General features: G+C 70.7%; 12 protein-coding genes and 1 pseudogene. 7 read left to right on the plus strand and 6 right to left on the minus strand.

Annotated elements, in window-relative coordinates:
- Positions 1-44 precede the first annotated feature (44 nt).
- The 3 genes from gloA (at position 45) to ASG30_RS20695 (ending at position 1718) form a co-directional block, all read left to right on the plus strand.
- Entirely contained in the window at positions 45-431 is a 387-nt protein-coding gene (gene gloA / locus ASG30_RS20685; RefSeq protein ID WP_055901539.1) for a lactoylglutathione lyase, read from the plus strand.
- Positions 432-588: 157 nt separating this feature from the next.
- Complete coding sequence (locus ASG30_RS20690) at positions 589-1164, plus strand: hypothetical protein (RefSeq protein ID WP_055901543.1); 576 nt, start codon at positions 589-591, stop codon at positions 1162-1164.
- Positions 1161-1718 (plus strand): hypothetical protein, encoded by a 558-nt coding sequence (locus tag ASG30_RS20695; RefSeq protein WP_055901547.1) that lies wholly within the window; start codon positions 1161-1163, stop codon positions 1716-1718. Before ASG30_RS20690 ends, ASG30_RS20695 begins: the two co-directional genes overlap by 4 nt.
- Before the next feature lie 400 nt (positions 1719-2118).
- Here ASG30_RS20695 and ASG30_RS20700 read toward each other — a convergent pair whose 3' ends face one another.
- Complete coding sequence (locus tag ASG30_RS20700) at positions 2119-2919, minus strand: metallophosphoesterase family protein (RefSeq protein ID WP_055901550.1); 801 nt, start codon at positions 2917-2919, stop codon at positions 2119-2121.
- A 260-nt stretch (positions 2920-3179) separates the two neighbouring features.
- On the opposite strand from ASG30_RS20700, the gene ASG30_RS20705 reads away from it, so the two are divergent.
- Positions 3180-4076, plus strand: coding sequence for a nucleotidyltransferase (locus tag ASG30_RS20705; RefSeq protein ID WP_082522236.1), 897 nt, complete (start codon positions 3180-3182; stop codon positions 4074-4076).
- Between the two features lie 46 nt (positions 4077-4122).
- Here ASG30_RS20705 and ASG30_RS20710 read toward each other — a convergent pair whose 3' ends face one another.
- Both ASG30_RS20710 and ASG30_RS20715 read right to left on the minus strand, forming a co-directional pair.
- A complete protein-coding gene (locus tag ASG30_RS20710) occupies positions 4123-5682 on the minus strand; it encodes a hybrid sensor histidine kinase/response regulator (protein WP_055901553.1) in 1560 nt (519 codons plus the stop codon).
- Between the two features lie 131 nt (positions 5683-5813).
- On the minus strand, positions 5814-7001 hold the full coding sequence (locus tag ASG30_RS20715; protein WP_055901555.1) for a DNA topoisomerase IB: 1188 nt from the start codon (positions 6999-7001) through the stop codon (positions 5814-5816).
- A 186-nt stretch (positions 7002-7187) separates the two neighbouring features.
- Between ASG30_RS20715 and ASG30_RS23240 the strand changes: the two are divergent.
- The 3 genes and pseudogenes from ASG30_RS23240 to ASG30_RS20725 all read left to right on the plus strand — a co-directional run.
- Positions 7188-8159: pseudogene (locus tag ASG30_RS23240) on the plus strand (PAS domain-containing sensor histidine kinase); the annotation flags it as partial.
- 45 nt (positions 8160-8204) lie between these two features.
- Positions 8205-8669: a sensor histidine kinase gene (locus tag ASG30_RS23245; protein ID WP_442965698.1), complete on the plus strand. Its 465-nt coding sequence runs from the start codon at positions 8205-8207 to the stop codon at positions 8667-8669.
- Positions 8670-8867: 198 nt separating this feature from the next.
- Positions 8868-10478 carry a 4-hydroxyphenylacetate 3-hydroxylase family protein gene (locus ASG30_RS20725; protein ID WP_055901557.1) on the plus strand — a complete coding sequence of 537 codons (1611 nt, stop codon included), beginning with the start codon at positions 8868-8870 and terminating at the stop codon, positions 10476-10478.
- Here ASG30_RS20725 and ASG30_RS20730 read toward each other — a convergent pair.
- From ASG30_RS20730 to ASG30_RS20740, 3 genes are all read right to left on the minus strand, one after another.
- The gene (locus ASG30_RS20730; protein WP_055901560.1) at positions 10475-11926 is read right to left on the minus strand and encodes an iron-containing redox enzyme family protein; all 1452 of its coding nucleotides are present in this window, start codon (positions 11924-11926) and stop codon (positions 10475-10477) included. The genes ASG30_RS20725 and ASG30_RS20730 overlap by 4 nt on opposite strands.
- A gap of 116 nt (positions 11927-12042) precedes the next feature.
- Positions 12043-13026, minus strand: a complete 984-nt coding sequence (locus ASG30_RS20735; protein WP_055901564.1) for a methyltransferase — start codon at positions 13024-13026, stop codon at positions 12043-12045.
- Between the two features lie 126 nt (positions 13027-13152).
- Positions 13153-14472, minus strand: a complete 1320-nt coding sequence (locus ASG30_RS20740) for a TRAP transporter large permease (protein WP_055901567.1) — start codon at positions 14470-14472, stop codon at positions 13153-13155.
- Between the last annotated feature and the right edge of the window lie 2 nt (positions 14473-14474).

Here is a 14474-nt window from a genome sequence, read left to right on the forward strand (position 1 = left end):
GTCGTCGCCGGCCGCGCGTCGCAGCGCGACTCGATAATCCGGCCATGCGACTCCTCCACACCATGCTCCGCGTCGGCGACCTGCAGCGGTCGATCGACTTCTACACCCGCGTGCTCGGCATGAAGCTGCTGCGCACCACCGAACGGCCCGAGCAGAAGTACTCGCTGGCCTTCGTGGGCTACGGCACCAACCCGGACCACGCGGAGATCGAGCTCACCTACAACCACGGCGTCTCCAGCTACGAGCTGGGCAGCGCGTACGGCCACATCGCGCTGGGCATGGCCGACGTGTACGCGGCCTGCGACAGGATCCGCGCGGCCGGCGGGGCCATCACGCGCGAACCCGGGCCGGTCCAGGGCGGCACGACGGTGATCGCCTTCGTCACCGATCCCGACGGCTACAAGATCGAACTGATCCAGCGCGACGCCTGAGCCGGCCTGGCTGAGCGGCTGATCCGCTGAGCCGGGACGGGCCGGACCCGTCCTACCGTCCAGGGGACCCCGCGGCCATGCCGCTGATGGCCCGCTCCGACAGGAACGGCCGCCTGGGGTGCCTACGGTGGAGACTTCCCTCACACAGGAGTCTTCCATGGACACTGAGATGTTGGTCGTGGGATTGGTGATCCTTGCGCTGATCGCCATCGCCCTCGTGCTCTACCAGCGCAAGACGCGGTCAAAGAACCTGCAGCATCACTTCGGCGCCGAGTACGGCCGCGCCGTCGAGACCACCGGCAGCCGCGACAAGGCCGAGGCGGAACTGCTGGCCCGCCGCAAGCGCGTGGACCAGCTGCACATCGCGCCGCTGTCGCCCGCCGACGCGCAACGCTTCACCCAGGCCTGGCGCTCGCTGCAGGCCCGCTTCGTAGACAACCCGCAGGACGCTCTCGCCCAGGCCGACGCGCTGGTGCAGGACCTGATGCGCACGCGCGGCTACCCCATGGGCGACTTCGAGCGCAGCGCGGCGGACATCTCCGTCAACCACCCCGGCGTGGTCGAGCACTATCGCGCCGGGCACGCCATCGCCGAACGCCAGGGCCGCGGCGAGGTGGACACCGAAGGCATGCGCCAGGCGGTCATCCACTACCGGGCCCTGTTCGCCGAGCTGCTCGAAGTCGACCAGCCCGAGCACCACGACCACCACCCCGACATGAGGACGCAATCATGAGCCGCGAAGACCGAGACCATCTGGGCACCGCCGACCTCGTCGCCGGTGCGGAACACCGCGAGAGGCACGCGGACGCCGAGCGGGCCCCTGTGCAGGAAAACGCGCAGGGCCAGGACTGGCAGCAGACGCTGGGGGGCATGCAGCCCCAGCCCACGGCGCAGGATCCCACCCGGCCGGCGCAGATACAGGGGCAGGAGCAGCGGCAATCCAGCGAGCCGGCACGCGACGTCCAGGCCGACCGCATGCCCCCGAGCGGCATGGGCGCCGGCGCCGCAGCCGAGCAGTTGGCGGCGCTGTTCCCGCCGCAGGTGGCTTCGGACTTCCGCGGCCGCTGGGACCAGGTGCAGATCGGCTTCGTGGACGACCCGCGGCGCGCGGTGCAACAGGCCGACGAACTGGTGGCCGACGTGATGAAGAGCCTGGCCTCCAGCTTCGCCGAACAGCGGGCGCGGTTGGAGGCGGGGCTGGGGCAGGACAAGGAGGCCAACACCGAGGACCTGCGGATGGCACTGCGGGGGTATCGGTCGTTCTTCCAGCGGTTGTTGTCACTCTGAGCGCACCGGTCTCGGCGCCGTATGGGCAGGGCGCGGGAGGTACGCAGGGGCGCATTGCTGTCCGTTGCCTGCGGCACCGGGTCCCCCCGGCGGGGGGCTCATGCTGTGCCTCTCCGCCTGCTTCGCTGCGCCCGCTTGCCGCGGGCTCGCAGGGCCCGCACCACTGCGCGACGCTCGCCACGCCGTTCCCGCTCGCCCTGTTCCGTCATTCCCGCGAAGGCGGGAATCCAGAGCGTCCACCTTCAGCGGACTTCAAGGAAGCACTGGATCCCCGCCTTCGCGGGGATGACGGTGGCGAAGACAGCGAACGGCGGTGACGAGGCGAGAGGCGGGACGCTGACGGTTTTCCGGCCCGCCCCCGAACCCTGCCGCGCGGGCGGCACGGCCCGAGCAACACGCCTCAAGAAGCCGCGGTCACCTCCACACCCCCCACCGTCGCCGGAGCAACAGATCCCTCCTCCCGCGGCATCTCAAACAACCAGAACGGCGCCACGTCCGGCCGCTTGCGCATCAGCAACGGCTTGGCCACGTTGTAGACCGGCACGCCATTGATCGTGCGCCCCTCCGGCGTGCCCCGGTGCGCGTGCCCATGGAACACCGCGTCCACCGGATACCGCAGCAACGGATCCTCCAGCCGGCTGCTCCCCAGGAACGGGAAGATCTCCAGCGGTTCGCCCTGGATGGTGCTGGCCACCGGCGAGTAGTGCAGCAGCGCGATGCGCCGTTGCGTGCGCAGCTTGGCGAGCGCGGCCTCCAGCTTCATCGCCTCGTTCAGCGCCTCCTTCACGAACAGCTTGATCGCCGGCTCGCCCCAGGCGCCCAGCGAGCCGCGGCCGAAGCCGCCCGCGAAGCCCTTGGTGCCGGCGATGCCCACGCCCAGGATCTCGCAGGCCTCGCCATCGAGGACGCGCACGCCGGCGTGGGTGAGAACCTCCGTCACCTTCTCCGGCGTGCCGCTCTCGTAGTCGTGGTTGCCCAGCACCGCGATGATCGGCACCGAGACGCCACCGAGTTCCTCGGCGAGCACGTGCGCCTCCTCGGCGGTGCCGTAGTCGGTGAGGTCACCGCAAAGCAGCAGCGCGTCGGCCGCGTCCGAGGCCTGGGAGAAGAAGTCCCGCAGGCTGCCGGCGGAATCCTTGGTGACGTGGATGTCGCCGACGGCGGCGAAGCGGATGCAGCTGGCGGATTTGGGCTTGGGCATGAAGGGTCGGCGGTCGAGGCAGGAGGGAAGACCCGGTCATGCTGCCGTGCCACGCCGGCGGGGGCCATGTCCATCCGCCGTCGCGATCTGTAGGCGCAGGCCGACGCTTGCTGGAGCCTGCGCGCCAGTGGCGCAGCCGGGCGCCGCGATTACGCTGACTTGACTCTTTCGGCGAGCCCGCCGCAACCCTGGAGTCGCATGAGCCGAGGCCGGCCGCCCGAAGCGGCTCGTACCGCAGTGCGCAGCACGGAGGTTATCGAATGTCCGCCACCCCGCTCGCACCTTCCCTGGAGGAAGAGGTTCTGCCCGAGACCGCCGCGTTCTACCGCCGCGCCTTGACAGTGCTGGCGGACGCCGGCGTGCCCTTCCTCGTGGGCGGCGCCTTCGCGCACGCCTGCTACACCGGCATCCGCCGATCCACCAAGGACCTGGACCTGTTCATCCGGCGGGAGGACTACGAGCGCGTGGCCGGGCTGATGCAGGCCGAGGGCTGGCGCCCCGAGCTGACCTACCCGCACTGGCTGGCCAAGGTCTACGCGGGCTCGGACTTCATCGACCTCATCTTCAACTCGGGCAACGGCGTCACGCCGGTGGACGGGCGCTGGTTCCACGACAACCCCGAGGCGGACGTGCTGGGCGTGCCGGTGCGCGTGGCCAACATGGAGGACAGCCTGCTGTCCAAGGCCTTCATCATGGAACGCGAGCGCTACGACGGCGCCGACATCGCGCACCTGCTGCAGGTCAACGCCGAGCGGCTGGACTGGGCGGCCATGATCGACCGCTTCGGCCCCAACTGGCGCGTGCTGCTGGCCCACCTGACGCTGTTCGGCTTCATCTACCCCGGCGAGCGCCACCGCATCCCCGCCTGGGTGATGGACCAGCTGCTGACCCGGCTGGCCGTCGAGAGCCGGCAGGTGCCCGAGCAGGACCCGCACATCTGCGCCGGCACGCTGCTGTCGCGCGAGCAGTACCTGCACGACGTCGAACAGCTCGGCTACGTCGATGGGCGGCTCACGCCGGCCAGCACGATGACGCCCGAGGACGTGGCGCAGTGGACCGAAGCCATCCCGGCGCGGCAGGAGCCCGACCTGCCGGGCGGAGTCGCGAGCCCCAAGCCCGTCGCGGCGGGGGCCGCGCGTGACATCCCGCCCCAGTGAATGACGACCAGCGCCACGGCGACCCGCCGGGCCGGGCGCCGGAGCGCTAGAGCGGCGTACCGGCCGTACCGGCCGTACCGGCCGTACCCGCCGCCGGCTGCGGAGCCGGCGGGTTCTGCAGCACGGTGGCCAGCAGCTTGGCGAGCTGCTCCGGATGCACCGGCTTGACCAGGTGGTGGTCGAACCCGGCGGCGGCGGCCTCGCGCATGTCCTCGCGCCGGCCCCAGCCGGTGACGGCGATCAGCATCGCCGCCGGCACCTTCTCGCGGATGCGGCGCGCGGCCGTGTAGCCGTCCATGCGCGGCATGCCGATGTCCAGCAGCACCACGTCGGGCAGGAACGCGGCCGCGGTGTCCACCGCCTCCTGGCCGTCGACCGCCATGCGCACCTCGTGGCCCAGCACCTCCAGCAGCACCGACATCGTCTGCGCGGCATCGTGGTTGTCGTCGGCCACCAGCACGCGCAGGTGGAGGCTGGTGGGCTCGCGCTCCGGCGGGCGCGGCACCGGCGCGATGGCGTGCAGCAGGGGCATGCGCACCACGAACTCGCTGCCGCGCCCCACGCCTTCGGAATGCGCCTCGACCGAGCCGCCGTGCATCTCCACCAGGCCACGCACCAGCGACAGCCCGATGCCCAGCCCGCCCTGGGCCCGCTCGCGCGCCGGCCCGGCCTGCGAGTACATGCGAAAGAGGTTGGGCAGCATCGACGCCTCGATGCCCATGCCGGTGTCGCTCACGCGGACCACGGCCTGGCCGTCCTCCACGCCCGCGACCAGCCGGATGTCGCCGCCGCGGTCGGTGTACTTGGCGGCGTTGTTCAGCAGGTTGGCGAACACCTGGGCCAGCCGTGGTGCGTCGCCCTCGACCAGCAGCGGCTGGTCGGGCAGCTGCGCCTGGAAGCGGTGGCCGTGCGCGTCCAGGATCGGCCGGCTGGTCTCGATGGCGCGCTCCAGCGGGTCGGCCAGGTCCACGCGCTCGCGCCGCACCTCGAGCTTGCCGCGCGCGATGCGGGTGACGTCCAGCAGGTCGTCGAGCAGCCGCGACATCTGGTCGACCTGGCGCTCGATGATGCTGCGGGCCCAGGCCGAGCGGCTGTCGTCGTCGCGGCAGACCTTGAGCACGTGCACGGCGTTGCGGATCGGCGCGAGCGGGTTGCGAAGCTCGTGCGCCAGCACCGCCATGAACTCGTCCTTGCGGCGGTCGGCCACCCGCAGCGCCTGCTCGGCGGTGCGGCGCTCGTGCACGTCGATGCAGGTGCCGATCCATTCGCTGATGTGGCCCTGCGCGTCGGTGTTGGGCACGGCGCGCACTTCGATGTGGCGCCAGCGGCCGCTCTGCGCATGCCACAGGCGGCCTTCGGCGACGAAGAGCGAGCCTTGGGCGCGGGCCATGAGCCAGCCCTTCCACAGGCCGTCCAGGTCGTCGGGGTGGATGGCCTTCTGCCAGCCGAGGGCGCGGTGGTCTTCCCAGGCCTGGCCGGTATAGGCCGACCAGGTCGACTGCGGCGCGGTGAAATGGCCTTCGCCGTCCGTGATCCACACGATGTGTGTGGGCGCCCGTGTGAGCGAGTCGAATCGGGATTCGCTCGGGACGGGTGCCGGGATCATCGTGGGATGCCTCCTGTGCCGCACGCTGCGGCCGAGGCAAATTATTTGCGGCCGGGCGACGCCCCAACAAGCCAGCCGTGAGAAATGCACGCCGATTTACCGGTCGAGCTTGGTAAATATCTGTTCACGGGTCATCCGGTGGACTCGGCAGTCGCCTTGCGGCGGCCACGTCGTGCGGCGCTGCGCGCCGGCTTCTTCCTTTCCTGCAACGCGACCAGGCTCTTGCCGAGCTGGCCTTCCAGCGTCCGCTCCAGCCGGCCCTGCAGCAGGGACAGCACGGCGGACTCCTCGGGATTGAGCGCCGCCGGCCCGCGCAGTTCCCGCTCGGCCTCGCGGCCGACCTCCAGCAGCAGTTCGCCTTCGGCATGGGCCGCGAAGATCTCCGGGTGCACGTAGCATTTGCGGCAGATCGCCGGCGTGTTGCCCAGCCGCGCGGCGACCCGCTCGACGGCGGCGCGGACGTTCTTCTTCATCGCCGCCTGGGTGTCCACCCGCTCCACCTCCTGCAGCGCCAGCGCCGCCATGACGGTGCCGGCCCAGGTGCGGAAGTCCTTGGCGGTGATGTCCCGGCCGCCTATCTCGCGCAGGTAGTCGTTGACGTCCGAGGAGGTCACCTCGCGCAGCTCGCCGTCCTCGTCCCGGTACTGGAAGAGCCGCTGGCCCGGCAGCTCCTGGCACGCGCGCACCACCCTGGCGACGCGGCGGTTCTGCACCTGCAGGCGCCAAGTCTTGCCGCTCTTTCCCTTGAATTCGAAGCGCAGCTGCGAGCCGTCGATCGCCACATGCCGGTTGCGCAGGGTGGTCAGCCCGTAGCTGCGGTTGTCGCGCGCGTAGTCGTCGTTGCCCACGCGGATCAGCGTGGTCTCCAGCAGGTGCACGACCGTGGCCAGCACCTTCTCGCGCGGCAGGCCGCGAAGCGCCATGTGCTCGGCCACGCGGGCGCGCAGCCCGGGCAGCGCCCTGGCGAACTCCAGCATGTGCCCGTACTTGGTCTCTTCCCGTACTTCGCGAAAACGCGGGTGGTAGCGGTACTGCTTGCGGCCGCGGGCGTCGCGGCCGGTCGCCTGCAGGTGGCCGTCGGCCGACGGGCAGATCCAGACGTCGGTCCAGGCGGGCGGGATCGCCAGCTTGCGGATGCGCTGGACCTCGTTGTCGTCGCGCACCGGCAAGCCGTTGGTGCGCAGGTAGCGGAAGCCCTCGCCGTCGGGCTCGCGCCGCAGGCCCGGGTCCTCGTCCGTGACGTACTTCAGCCCGGCCGAGCGCGCCGCCTCGACCGGATCGTCGGCAGTGGCGGGCTCATCGGTGCGCTCTTCCTTCATGGCGGGCTCCTGGACCCTGGATGCTCGCGCCCCGGTTGCTGATGAGTCGTAGGACGGCAGCGGCGCTTGGCACGAGGCAAGGCCGACACCTGCGGTAGAGCTCAGCCATTTACATCCGCGCCTCATAATTTGGGTCCCACCAAAAACCAACCCGACTTGGCCGAAACCACCCCTTCCTCGTCCGACATGCCCATCGAGCAGCGGCTGCAGCTCCTGGTCGAGGCCGTGGTCGACTACGGCATCTTCGTGCTCGACACGGACGGGCGGGTCTCGTCCTGGAACAGTGGCGCGCAGAAGCTCAAGGGCTGGACGCGCGAGGAGATCGTGGGCCGGCACTTCTCCGTCTTCTACCCGCCCGACGCGGTGGCGCGCGGCTGGCCCGACGAAGAGCTGCGCCGTGCCACGGCCGATGGCCGCTTCGAGGACGAGGGCTGGCGCATCCGCAAGGATGGTTCGCGCTTCTGGGCCAACGTGGTGATCACCGCGCTGCGCGACCCCGCGACGGGTGAGCTGGCCGGCTTCGCCAAGGTCACGCGCGACCTGACCGAGCGGCGCCGCCACGAGGAAGAGCTCAGCGCCGGCGAGGAAAGGCTGCGCCTGCTGGTCGACAGCATCTCCGACCACGCCGTCTTCATGCTCGACGAGAACGGCCTCATCCAGAGCTGGAACCGCGGGGCCGAACTCATCAACGGCTACACCGGCAGCGAGATCGTCGGCCAGCACTTCAGCGTCTTCTTCTCGCCCGAGGATCGCCTGGCCGGCAAGCCCGAGCGCGAACTGGCGCAGGCCCGCGCCCACGGCCGCTTCGAAGACCAGGGCTGGCGGGTGCGCAAGGACGGCAGCCGCTTCTGGGGCAAGGTGGTGGTCACGGCCGTGTACCGCCGCGACGGCCAGCTGCTGGGCTTCGCCAAGGTCACGCAGGACCTCTCGCTGCTGCGCCGGCTGGAGGACCTGGAGCGCTCGACCCAGCGCACCAACGAGTTCCTGGCCATGCTGGCGCACGAGCTGCGCAATCCGCTCGCGCCCATCCGCAACGCCGTCACCATCCTGCAGAAGATCGACGAGCAGGTGCCGCCGCAGGTGCGCCGGCTGCGCGACATCGTCGACCGCCAGGTCTCGCAGCTCACGCGGCTGGTGGACGACCTGCTGGACGTCTCGCGCCTGGCCACCGGCAAGATCAAGCTGCGGCGCGAGCTGGTGGACATGGGTGACGTGGTCACCCGCAGCATCGAGACGGTGCGGCCGCTGATCGAGGCGCGCCGCCACGAGCTGGTGCTGCAGCACCCGCCCGAGCGGCTGGTGGTCGACGGCGACGCCACTCGCCTGGCGCAGGTGCTGCAGAACCTGCTGGTCAATGCCGCCAAGTACACCCCCGAAGGCGGCGAGATCCACGTGTCCACCCGGCGCGTGGGGCGCGATGTGGAAGTGGCCGTGCAGGACAGCGGCCGCGGCATCGAGCCGCAGGAGCTGGAGCACATCTTCGAGCTGTTCACGCAGGTGGAAGGCGCCCAGCCCGCGACGGCCGACAGCGGCCTGGGGGTGGGTCTGGCGCTGGCGCGCGCGCTGGTGCACATGCACGGCGGCAGCATCCGGGCGCAGAGCGAGGGAACGGGGCGCGGGGCGACGTTCCGCTTCCGGCTGCCGCTGGCGCACCAGGCCTCGGCATAACCGACATAACCGACATAACCGTCATAGCCGTCATAGCCGTCATAGCCGTCATAGCCGTCATTCCCGCGAAGGCGGGAATCCAGCGCGGTGCGCCTGCCGTAGTGGGTTGAAGTCGGAAGCCCTGGATTCCCGCCTCCGCGGGAATGACGCGGGGATGCGGGAATGACGGATCATCCCCGCTGGCTCCAGGAGCGCCCCATGAACATCTCCGACACCGCCCCGACCCGCGCGCCGCTGATGAGCGGCGACGACTATCGCGAGTCGCTGCGGCGCCTCAAGCCCACCGTGTACGTCGATGGCCGCCGGGTCGACAGCGTGGTCGACGATCCCGCGCTGCAGCCGGGCGTGAACGCCCTGGCCTACACCTACGACTTCGCCCGCAACCCGGACTACGCGCCGGTCGCCCTGGCCACGCAGGCCTCGCGCAGCCGCGTCGTCAACCGCATGCTGCACCTCAACGACTCGGCCGGCGACCTGCTGAACAAGCTCGAAGCGGTGCGGCTGCTCTGCCAGGAGACCGGCTGCGCGCAGCGCTACCTGGCGCACGACGCGCTCAACGCGCTGGCCCAGGTGACCGCCCGCATCGACGACGCGCGCGGCGGCAACGAGCACCGCTCGCGCTTCCAGGCCTACCTGGAGCGCTTCCAGGACGAGGACCTCACCCTGGGCATCGCGATGACGGACGCCAAGGGCGACCGCAGCAAGCGGCCCCACCAGCAGGCCAACCCCGACACCTACGTGCACGTGGTCGAGCGCAACGCCAGGGGCATCGTGGTCAGCGGCACCAAGGCCATCGTGACCGGCGCGCCCTACATGCACGAGTTGCTGGTCATGCCCAGCCGCAACATGGTCGAAGCGGACCGCGATTTCGCCGTCTGCTGCGCGCTGCCGGTGGATGCCAGGGGCATCACCATCGTCTCGCGGCCCGCGGGCCGGCCCGGCGAGAAGCTGGAGCACGGCAGCGCCCTGTTCTCGCGCAAGTACGGGCAGTCCACCGCGGTGGTGGTGTTCGACCGCGTGTTCGTGCCCTGGGAACGCGTGTTCTACGAAGGCGAGTGGGAGCACAGCCAGGTGCTCACCTACAGCTACGCCACGCACCACCGCCACAGCTGCATCGCGGCGCGCGCCGGCTTCGGCGACCTCCTGATCGGCGCCGGCGCGCTGATGTGCGAGGCCAACGGGTTCGACCCGGGCGAGAAATCCAACCTGCGCGAGCCCATGGTGGAGCTGATCAAGATCACCGAGGGCTTCTACGCCTGCGGCGTGGCGGCGAGCGTCTACGGCACGCCCGACCCGCTCAGCGGCAACTTCATGCCCGAGCCGGTGTTCAGCAACATCGGCAAGCTGCTGCTGGCCACCCAGATCTACGACATGCACCGGCTGGCGCACGAGGTGTCCGGCGGCCTGATCGTCGCCCTGCCCGGCCCGGACGAGGACCACAACCCGGCCACCAGCGCCACGCTGGCCGAGGTGCTGCGCGCCAACCCCTCGGTGCCGTACGACAAGCGCATCGAGGTGGCGCGCTTCATCGAGGACCTCACCGCGTCCTACCAGGGCGGCTGGTATTCGCTCATCAGCCTGCATGGCGGCGGCTCGCCGGCCGCGATGAAGCAGGAGATCTGGCGCCACTACCCGGTGGGCAGCAAGGTGGACCTGGTCGAGCGGCTGCTCGAGCGCGGCGTGCTGGCCCAGGAAGGGCGGGCCATCACGAAGAACCGGCAGCCGGGGCGTTGCTGCGACACCGGCTGCACCACGCTGGGCCAGCCGGTGATGGTGCCGCTGCCGGCCCCTCGCAAGGCCGGCGACTAGCCCGTCATCGACTGCCAGAACCGGCGGGTGGCTTCCAGCCCCGCCGGCGTCCAGTGCGCGGCGGGGGACATGGCCTCGACGCACAGGGCATGCCGCTGTTCGTCGTCCGTCGCCTGCGAGTACTTTGCCGTGAACACGTCCAGGTCGGGGTCCATCAGGCCCGTGGCATCGCCGGCGGCGCCCGTCCCCACCATCCCGTTGCGCAACGCCGCACGGAAAGTCGGGCGCCGGCGCGCGCCTTCGGGCGGCGCGCACTCGGTGTAGGGCTGGCCGTCGGCGCTCGCGTCGCCACGCAGCCAGTCGTGGACCACCTGCAGCTCGTAGGAAGAGAACACGCCGAACATCTCGGCGCGCTCACCCTGCAGCAGCTTCCAGAAGCGGCTGTTCTCGGCCGGCTCGCCGCGCCGGATCCAGCCGGCCTGCTGCAGGGCCTGCAGGAAGTCGGGCAGCTGCTGCGGCTCGGACAGCCATTCGTTGACGTTGCGCCCTGCCACTCGGCAGTAGTCCGAATGCGCGCCACTGCCGGCGCGGGCCTTGTGCCGCAGGATGCGAAGCACCTCCTGGTCGATGTCGAAGCCCTGGATCACGGCGGTCGTGCCCAGGCCCGCATCGGCCAGCCGCGCGCCGTTCTGCACGCGACGCCAGAACTCGCCGCCGTCGTCCAGCCGCGGCACCAGGTCCAGCACGGCCTGACAGGCGCGCCGCGCATGGCCGCTGTCGGGGTTGTCGACGGTGACGTGCAGCGTGAAGTAGTAGGGATCGAGGCCCAGCTCGTTCAGCTCGTAGGCCGTGATCAGCAGGTGCAGGGGCAGCTGCTCGTAGGCCAGGTTGAAGCCGGCCACCTCGGGCAGGAAGCTCTCGGCGTTCCAGCCCAGCGCCAGCTGGATCAGGCCCTGCCGGTACAGGTCGTCGTCCAGGTCGTCCAGCGGATCGAGCGCATGGCGCGCCAGCAGGGCGCGATAGAGCACCACGTGGTTCTTGTCCAGGGCGCCCTCGCCCAGCTCCTCGACATAGGTGCGCACAAGGTCGGCCAGGCGCGGGTTGCGCCAGTGCTGCACCAGGCCATAGAGCCAGGCGCCGTCCACCAGCTTGGTGGGCGCGATCGAGCGCAGCACGTAGAGGGCGTGCGCGCGGTTCGTGAAGAAACGGCGCGGGGCGCCGGCGCGGCGCTCCTGCAGGTAGGCGGCGTAGCGTTCGTGCACCGACTGCGTGTTGGCTTCCATCCAGCCCAGCAGGCCGTCCGGCGAATCCGGCAGGTCGTGGGGCGCGGCCGCGAGGGCGTCGATCTCCCCGCGCAGGAAGGCCTCGGCCTCGGCCCGCGTGGGCGCGTCGGGGGTGCCCGCTTGCAGCCTTCGATAGAGCGAGGCCAGCGACGTGGGGGCGGCGGGAACCGGGCGCACCGAAGTGCCGGCCTGCAGCTGCTGCCATTCCTGGCGACCTATGTACATGGAGGGGATTCGTTCTCGTTGTCGGAGTCCCCACTGTGCCGCTCGCAGGGAGCCCCCGGTATCGGGAGCGGGCGCGCAGGGCCGTGCGCAGGCTCCTACGCCAGCGCAGGAGAACCTCAGGGCCGGCGCACGGACAGCGCGACGGCGGCGATGCGCTCGGCCCGCGCATAGGCGGGTTCCGAGAGCTCCTCGCCGAACACGTCGGGGTCCAGCTCACGGTAGCGCCAGCGCCAGCCTTTCTTCTCCAGCGCGGGCCGCAGCGACTCCAGCAGCGGGTCACGGGCATCGACCATGGCGGCGCCGGTGTAGAGCAGCAGGCGGCCGCCTGGCGCGAGCCGCTCCAGGCCCTCGCGCACGATGCGCTCGGACAGGCCCTCGCCCCACTCGCCGCCGCCGTGGCGGTAGGTGCGCTGCGCGGCGTCGTTGAGGTAGGGCGGGTTCGAGACGATCAGGTCGAACGCGCCTTCCACCGCGGCGTAGAGGTCGCCCTGCGCGAAGACGACGTCCTGCGCATCGGCCAGGGCCGCGTTCGCGCGGGCGAATTGCAGCGCGCGGGGGTTGATGTCGGCCAGCACCAGCGCGGGGTGGGCGTCCGCGCAGGCCTGGGCGGCGACCAGACCGCCCGGCCCGCCGCCGCAACCCAGGTCGAGGAGGCGCGGGCTTCCACCGCCCGCGCCCGCCACCGGCTCGCGCGCCAGTTCGTCCGCGATCCAGGCGGCGAAACGGTAGGTGTCGGGGCCGAAGAAGACCGCGTCTTCATCGGTGGTCGGATAGGCGGAATGGGCGTAGAGGCGCCCGTCCAGCGTCGAGAAGCGCACGCGGCTTCGCAGCAGGCCATCGGCCTGTTCCTGCACCAGCCCGCTGCCGCGCAACGTGGCCAGAACGTGGGCGGGCAGCAGCTCGCCCTGGAACGGGCGGCTCCAGCCGAACACGTCGCGCAGATCGCGCGCGAGCCGCGCTTCGGGACGGGCGTTCACGCGCGCGTGCGTGGCGGGGCTGACGGTGGTGAAGTCGTAGCCGCCCGATTGCAGCCAGCGGCCGATGGCCACCAGGCTCTCGGTCACGGCCGAAGCGGACGGCACCTCGCTCGACGGGCTCATCGGGGAGCGATGGAATGTCCGGGCATGGATCGCAGCTTGCCGTTCCGCACGCGACCGCCCCGTAGGCCGGCGGCGCATCGCGGCCCCGGTGGTTGTCGCCTGGACGCGCGCTGGCTCGTCCTTGCGCTAGCCGAACCGCGCGGGCAGCCAGGTCGCGATGGCCGGCAGCCAGAACACCGCCGCGAGCAGCACCAGGCTCATCACGACATAGGGCACCACCGCCTTGAAGATGTGCACCATGGTGACCTCGGGCGGTGCGACACCGCGCATGGTCATCAGCAGCAACCCGTGCGGCGGCAGCAGCAGGCCCAGCTGCATGCAGATCAGGAACATCACGCCGAACCAGATCGGATCGATCCCCAGGCGCTGCACGATGGGCATGAAGATTGGCAGCGTGATCATCATCATGCTGACCTGGTCCACGAAGATGCCCAGGAAGATCAGCATCAGCATCATGCCGGCCACGATCATCGGCGTGGACCAGCCCTGCCCCGTGATCAGCTGGACCAGCCCGTTGCTCGCGCCGGAGAACGACAGGATCTGCGCGAAGGTGGTGGCGCCCAGGATGATGAACAGGATCATCCCCGAGATGCCCGCCGTGCCCTTGAGCGCCTTGAGCAGCGCATCGAACGTGAGTGCGCGGTAGGCCAGGGCCAGCACCAGCGTCGCGAAGGCGCCCAGGGCCGCGCATTCGGTGGGCGTCGCCCAGCCGCCGGCCAGCGCGCCCACCACCACGCCGAAGATCGACAGCGTGGGCAGCACGTAGCCGAAGAAGGGCTTCCAGCGGGCCCAGCCGGTGTACTCCGGATGGTCCTCGGTCGCCGGCGCCAGCGAGGGCGTGAGCCGCACGCGCAGCACGATCCACAGCACGAAGGCGGCCGACAGGACCACCCCGGGCAGCACGCCGCCGATCAGCAGCTTGGAGATCGAGATGCCGGACAGCGAGCCCAGCAGCACCGTGAGCGCCGAAGGCGGGATCAGCATGTCCACCGCGCCGATGGCCATGATCGGCCCGGTGGCCAGCGTGGGAGCGTAGCCGCGCGCCAGCATCACCGGCAGCAGCAGCGAGCCCAGCATGGCCGTGGTGGCGATGGTGGAGCCGGAGATGGCGGAGAACACGGTGCCGGCCACCACGGCCACCACGGCCAGCCGCCCCGGCAGTCGGCGGATCAGCCGCTCGATGCCTTCGATGACCTTGAGGGCCAGGCCGGTGTGGAAGAGCACCTCGCCCATCAGCACGAACAGCGGTATGGGCGTGAGCGAGAACGCGGTGACCGAGCCCACGCTGCTGCGGGCCAGCTGCGCCAGCCCGGGCTCGCCGCCCATGTACAGCCACGCGCCGACGATGTTCACCGTGATGAACGTCAGCGCCACCGGCATGCCGATGAACAGAAGCAGCGTGGAGCCGCCCAGCATCATCCAGGCGGCGAGGACCCAGTCGCTCATGA

Origin of the sequence: Ramlibacter sp. Leaf400 (assembly GCF_001424545.1) — a bacterium.
In the GTDB taxonomy this organism is placed as follows: Bacteria; Pseudomonadota; Gammaproteobacteria; order Burkholderiales; family Burkholderiaceae_C; genus Ramlibacter.

Coding starts and splice junctions, on each gene's coding strand:
- gloA (WP_055901539.1), top strand. CDS start 45: ATGCGACTCCTCCACACCATGCTCCGCGTCGGCGACCTGCAGCGGTCG.
- ASG30_RS20690 (WP_055901543.1), top strand. CDS start 589: ATGGACACTGAGATGTTGGTCGTGGGATTGGTGATCCTTGCGCTGATC.
- ASG30_RS20695 (WP_055901547.1), top strand. CDS start 1,161: ATGAGCCGCGAAGACCGAGACCATCTGGGCACCGCCGACCTCGTCGCC.
- ASG30_RS20700 (WP_055901550.1), bottom strand. CDS start 2,919: ATGCCCAAGCCCAAATCCGCCAGCTGCATCCGCTTCGCCGCCGTCGGC.
- ASG30_RS20705 (WP_082522236.1), top strand. CDS start 3,180: ATGTCCGCCACCCCGCTCGCACCTTCCCTGGAGGAAGAGGTTCTGCCC.
- ASG30_RS20710 (WP_055901553.1), bottom strand. CDS start 5,682: ATGATCCCGGCACCCGTCCCGAGCGAATCCCGATTCGACTCGCTCACA.
- ASG30_RS20715 (WP_055901555.1), bottom strand. CDS start 7,001: ATGAAGGAAGAGCGCACCGATGAGCCCGCCACTGCCGACGATCCGGTC.
- ASG30_RS23245 (WP_442965698.1), top strand. CDS start 8,205: ATGGGTGACGTGGTCACCCGCAGCATCGAGACGGTGCGGCCGCTGATC.
- ASG30_RS20725 (WP_055901557.1), top strand. CDS start 8,868: ATGAACATCTCCGACACCGCCCCGACCCGCGCGCCGCTGATGAGCGGC.
- ASG30_RS20730 (WP_055901560.1), bottom strand. CDS start 11,926: ATGTACATAGGTCGCCAGGAATGGCAGCAGCTGCAGGCCGGCACTTCG.
- ASG30_RS20735 (WP_055901564.1), bottom strand. CDS start 13,026: ATGAGCCCGTCGAGCGAGGTGCCGTCCGCTTCGGCCGTGACCGAGAGC.
- ASG30_RS20740 (WP_055901567.1), bottom strand. CDS start 14,472: ATGAGCGACTGGGTCCTCGCCGCCTGGATGATGCTGGGCGGCTCCACG.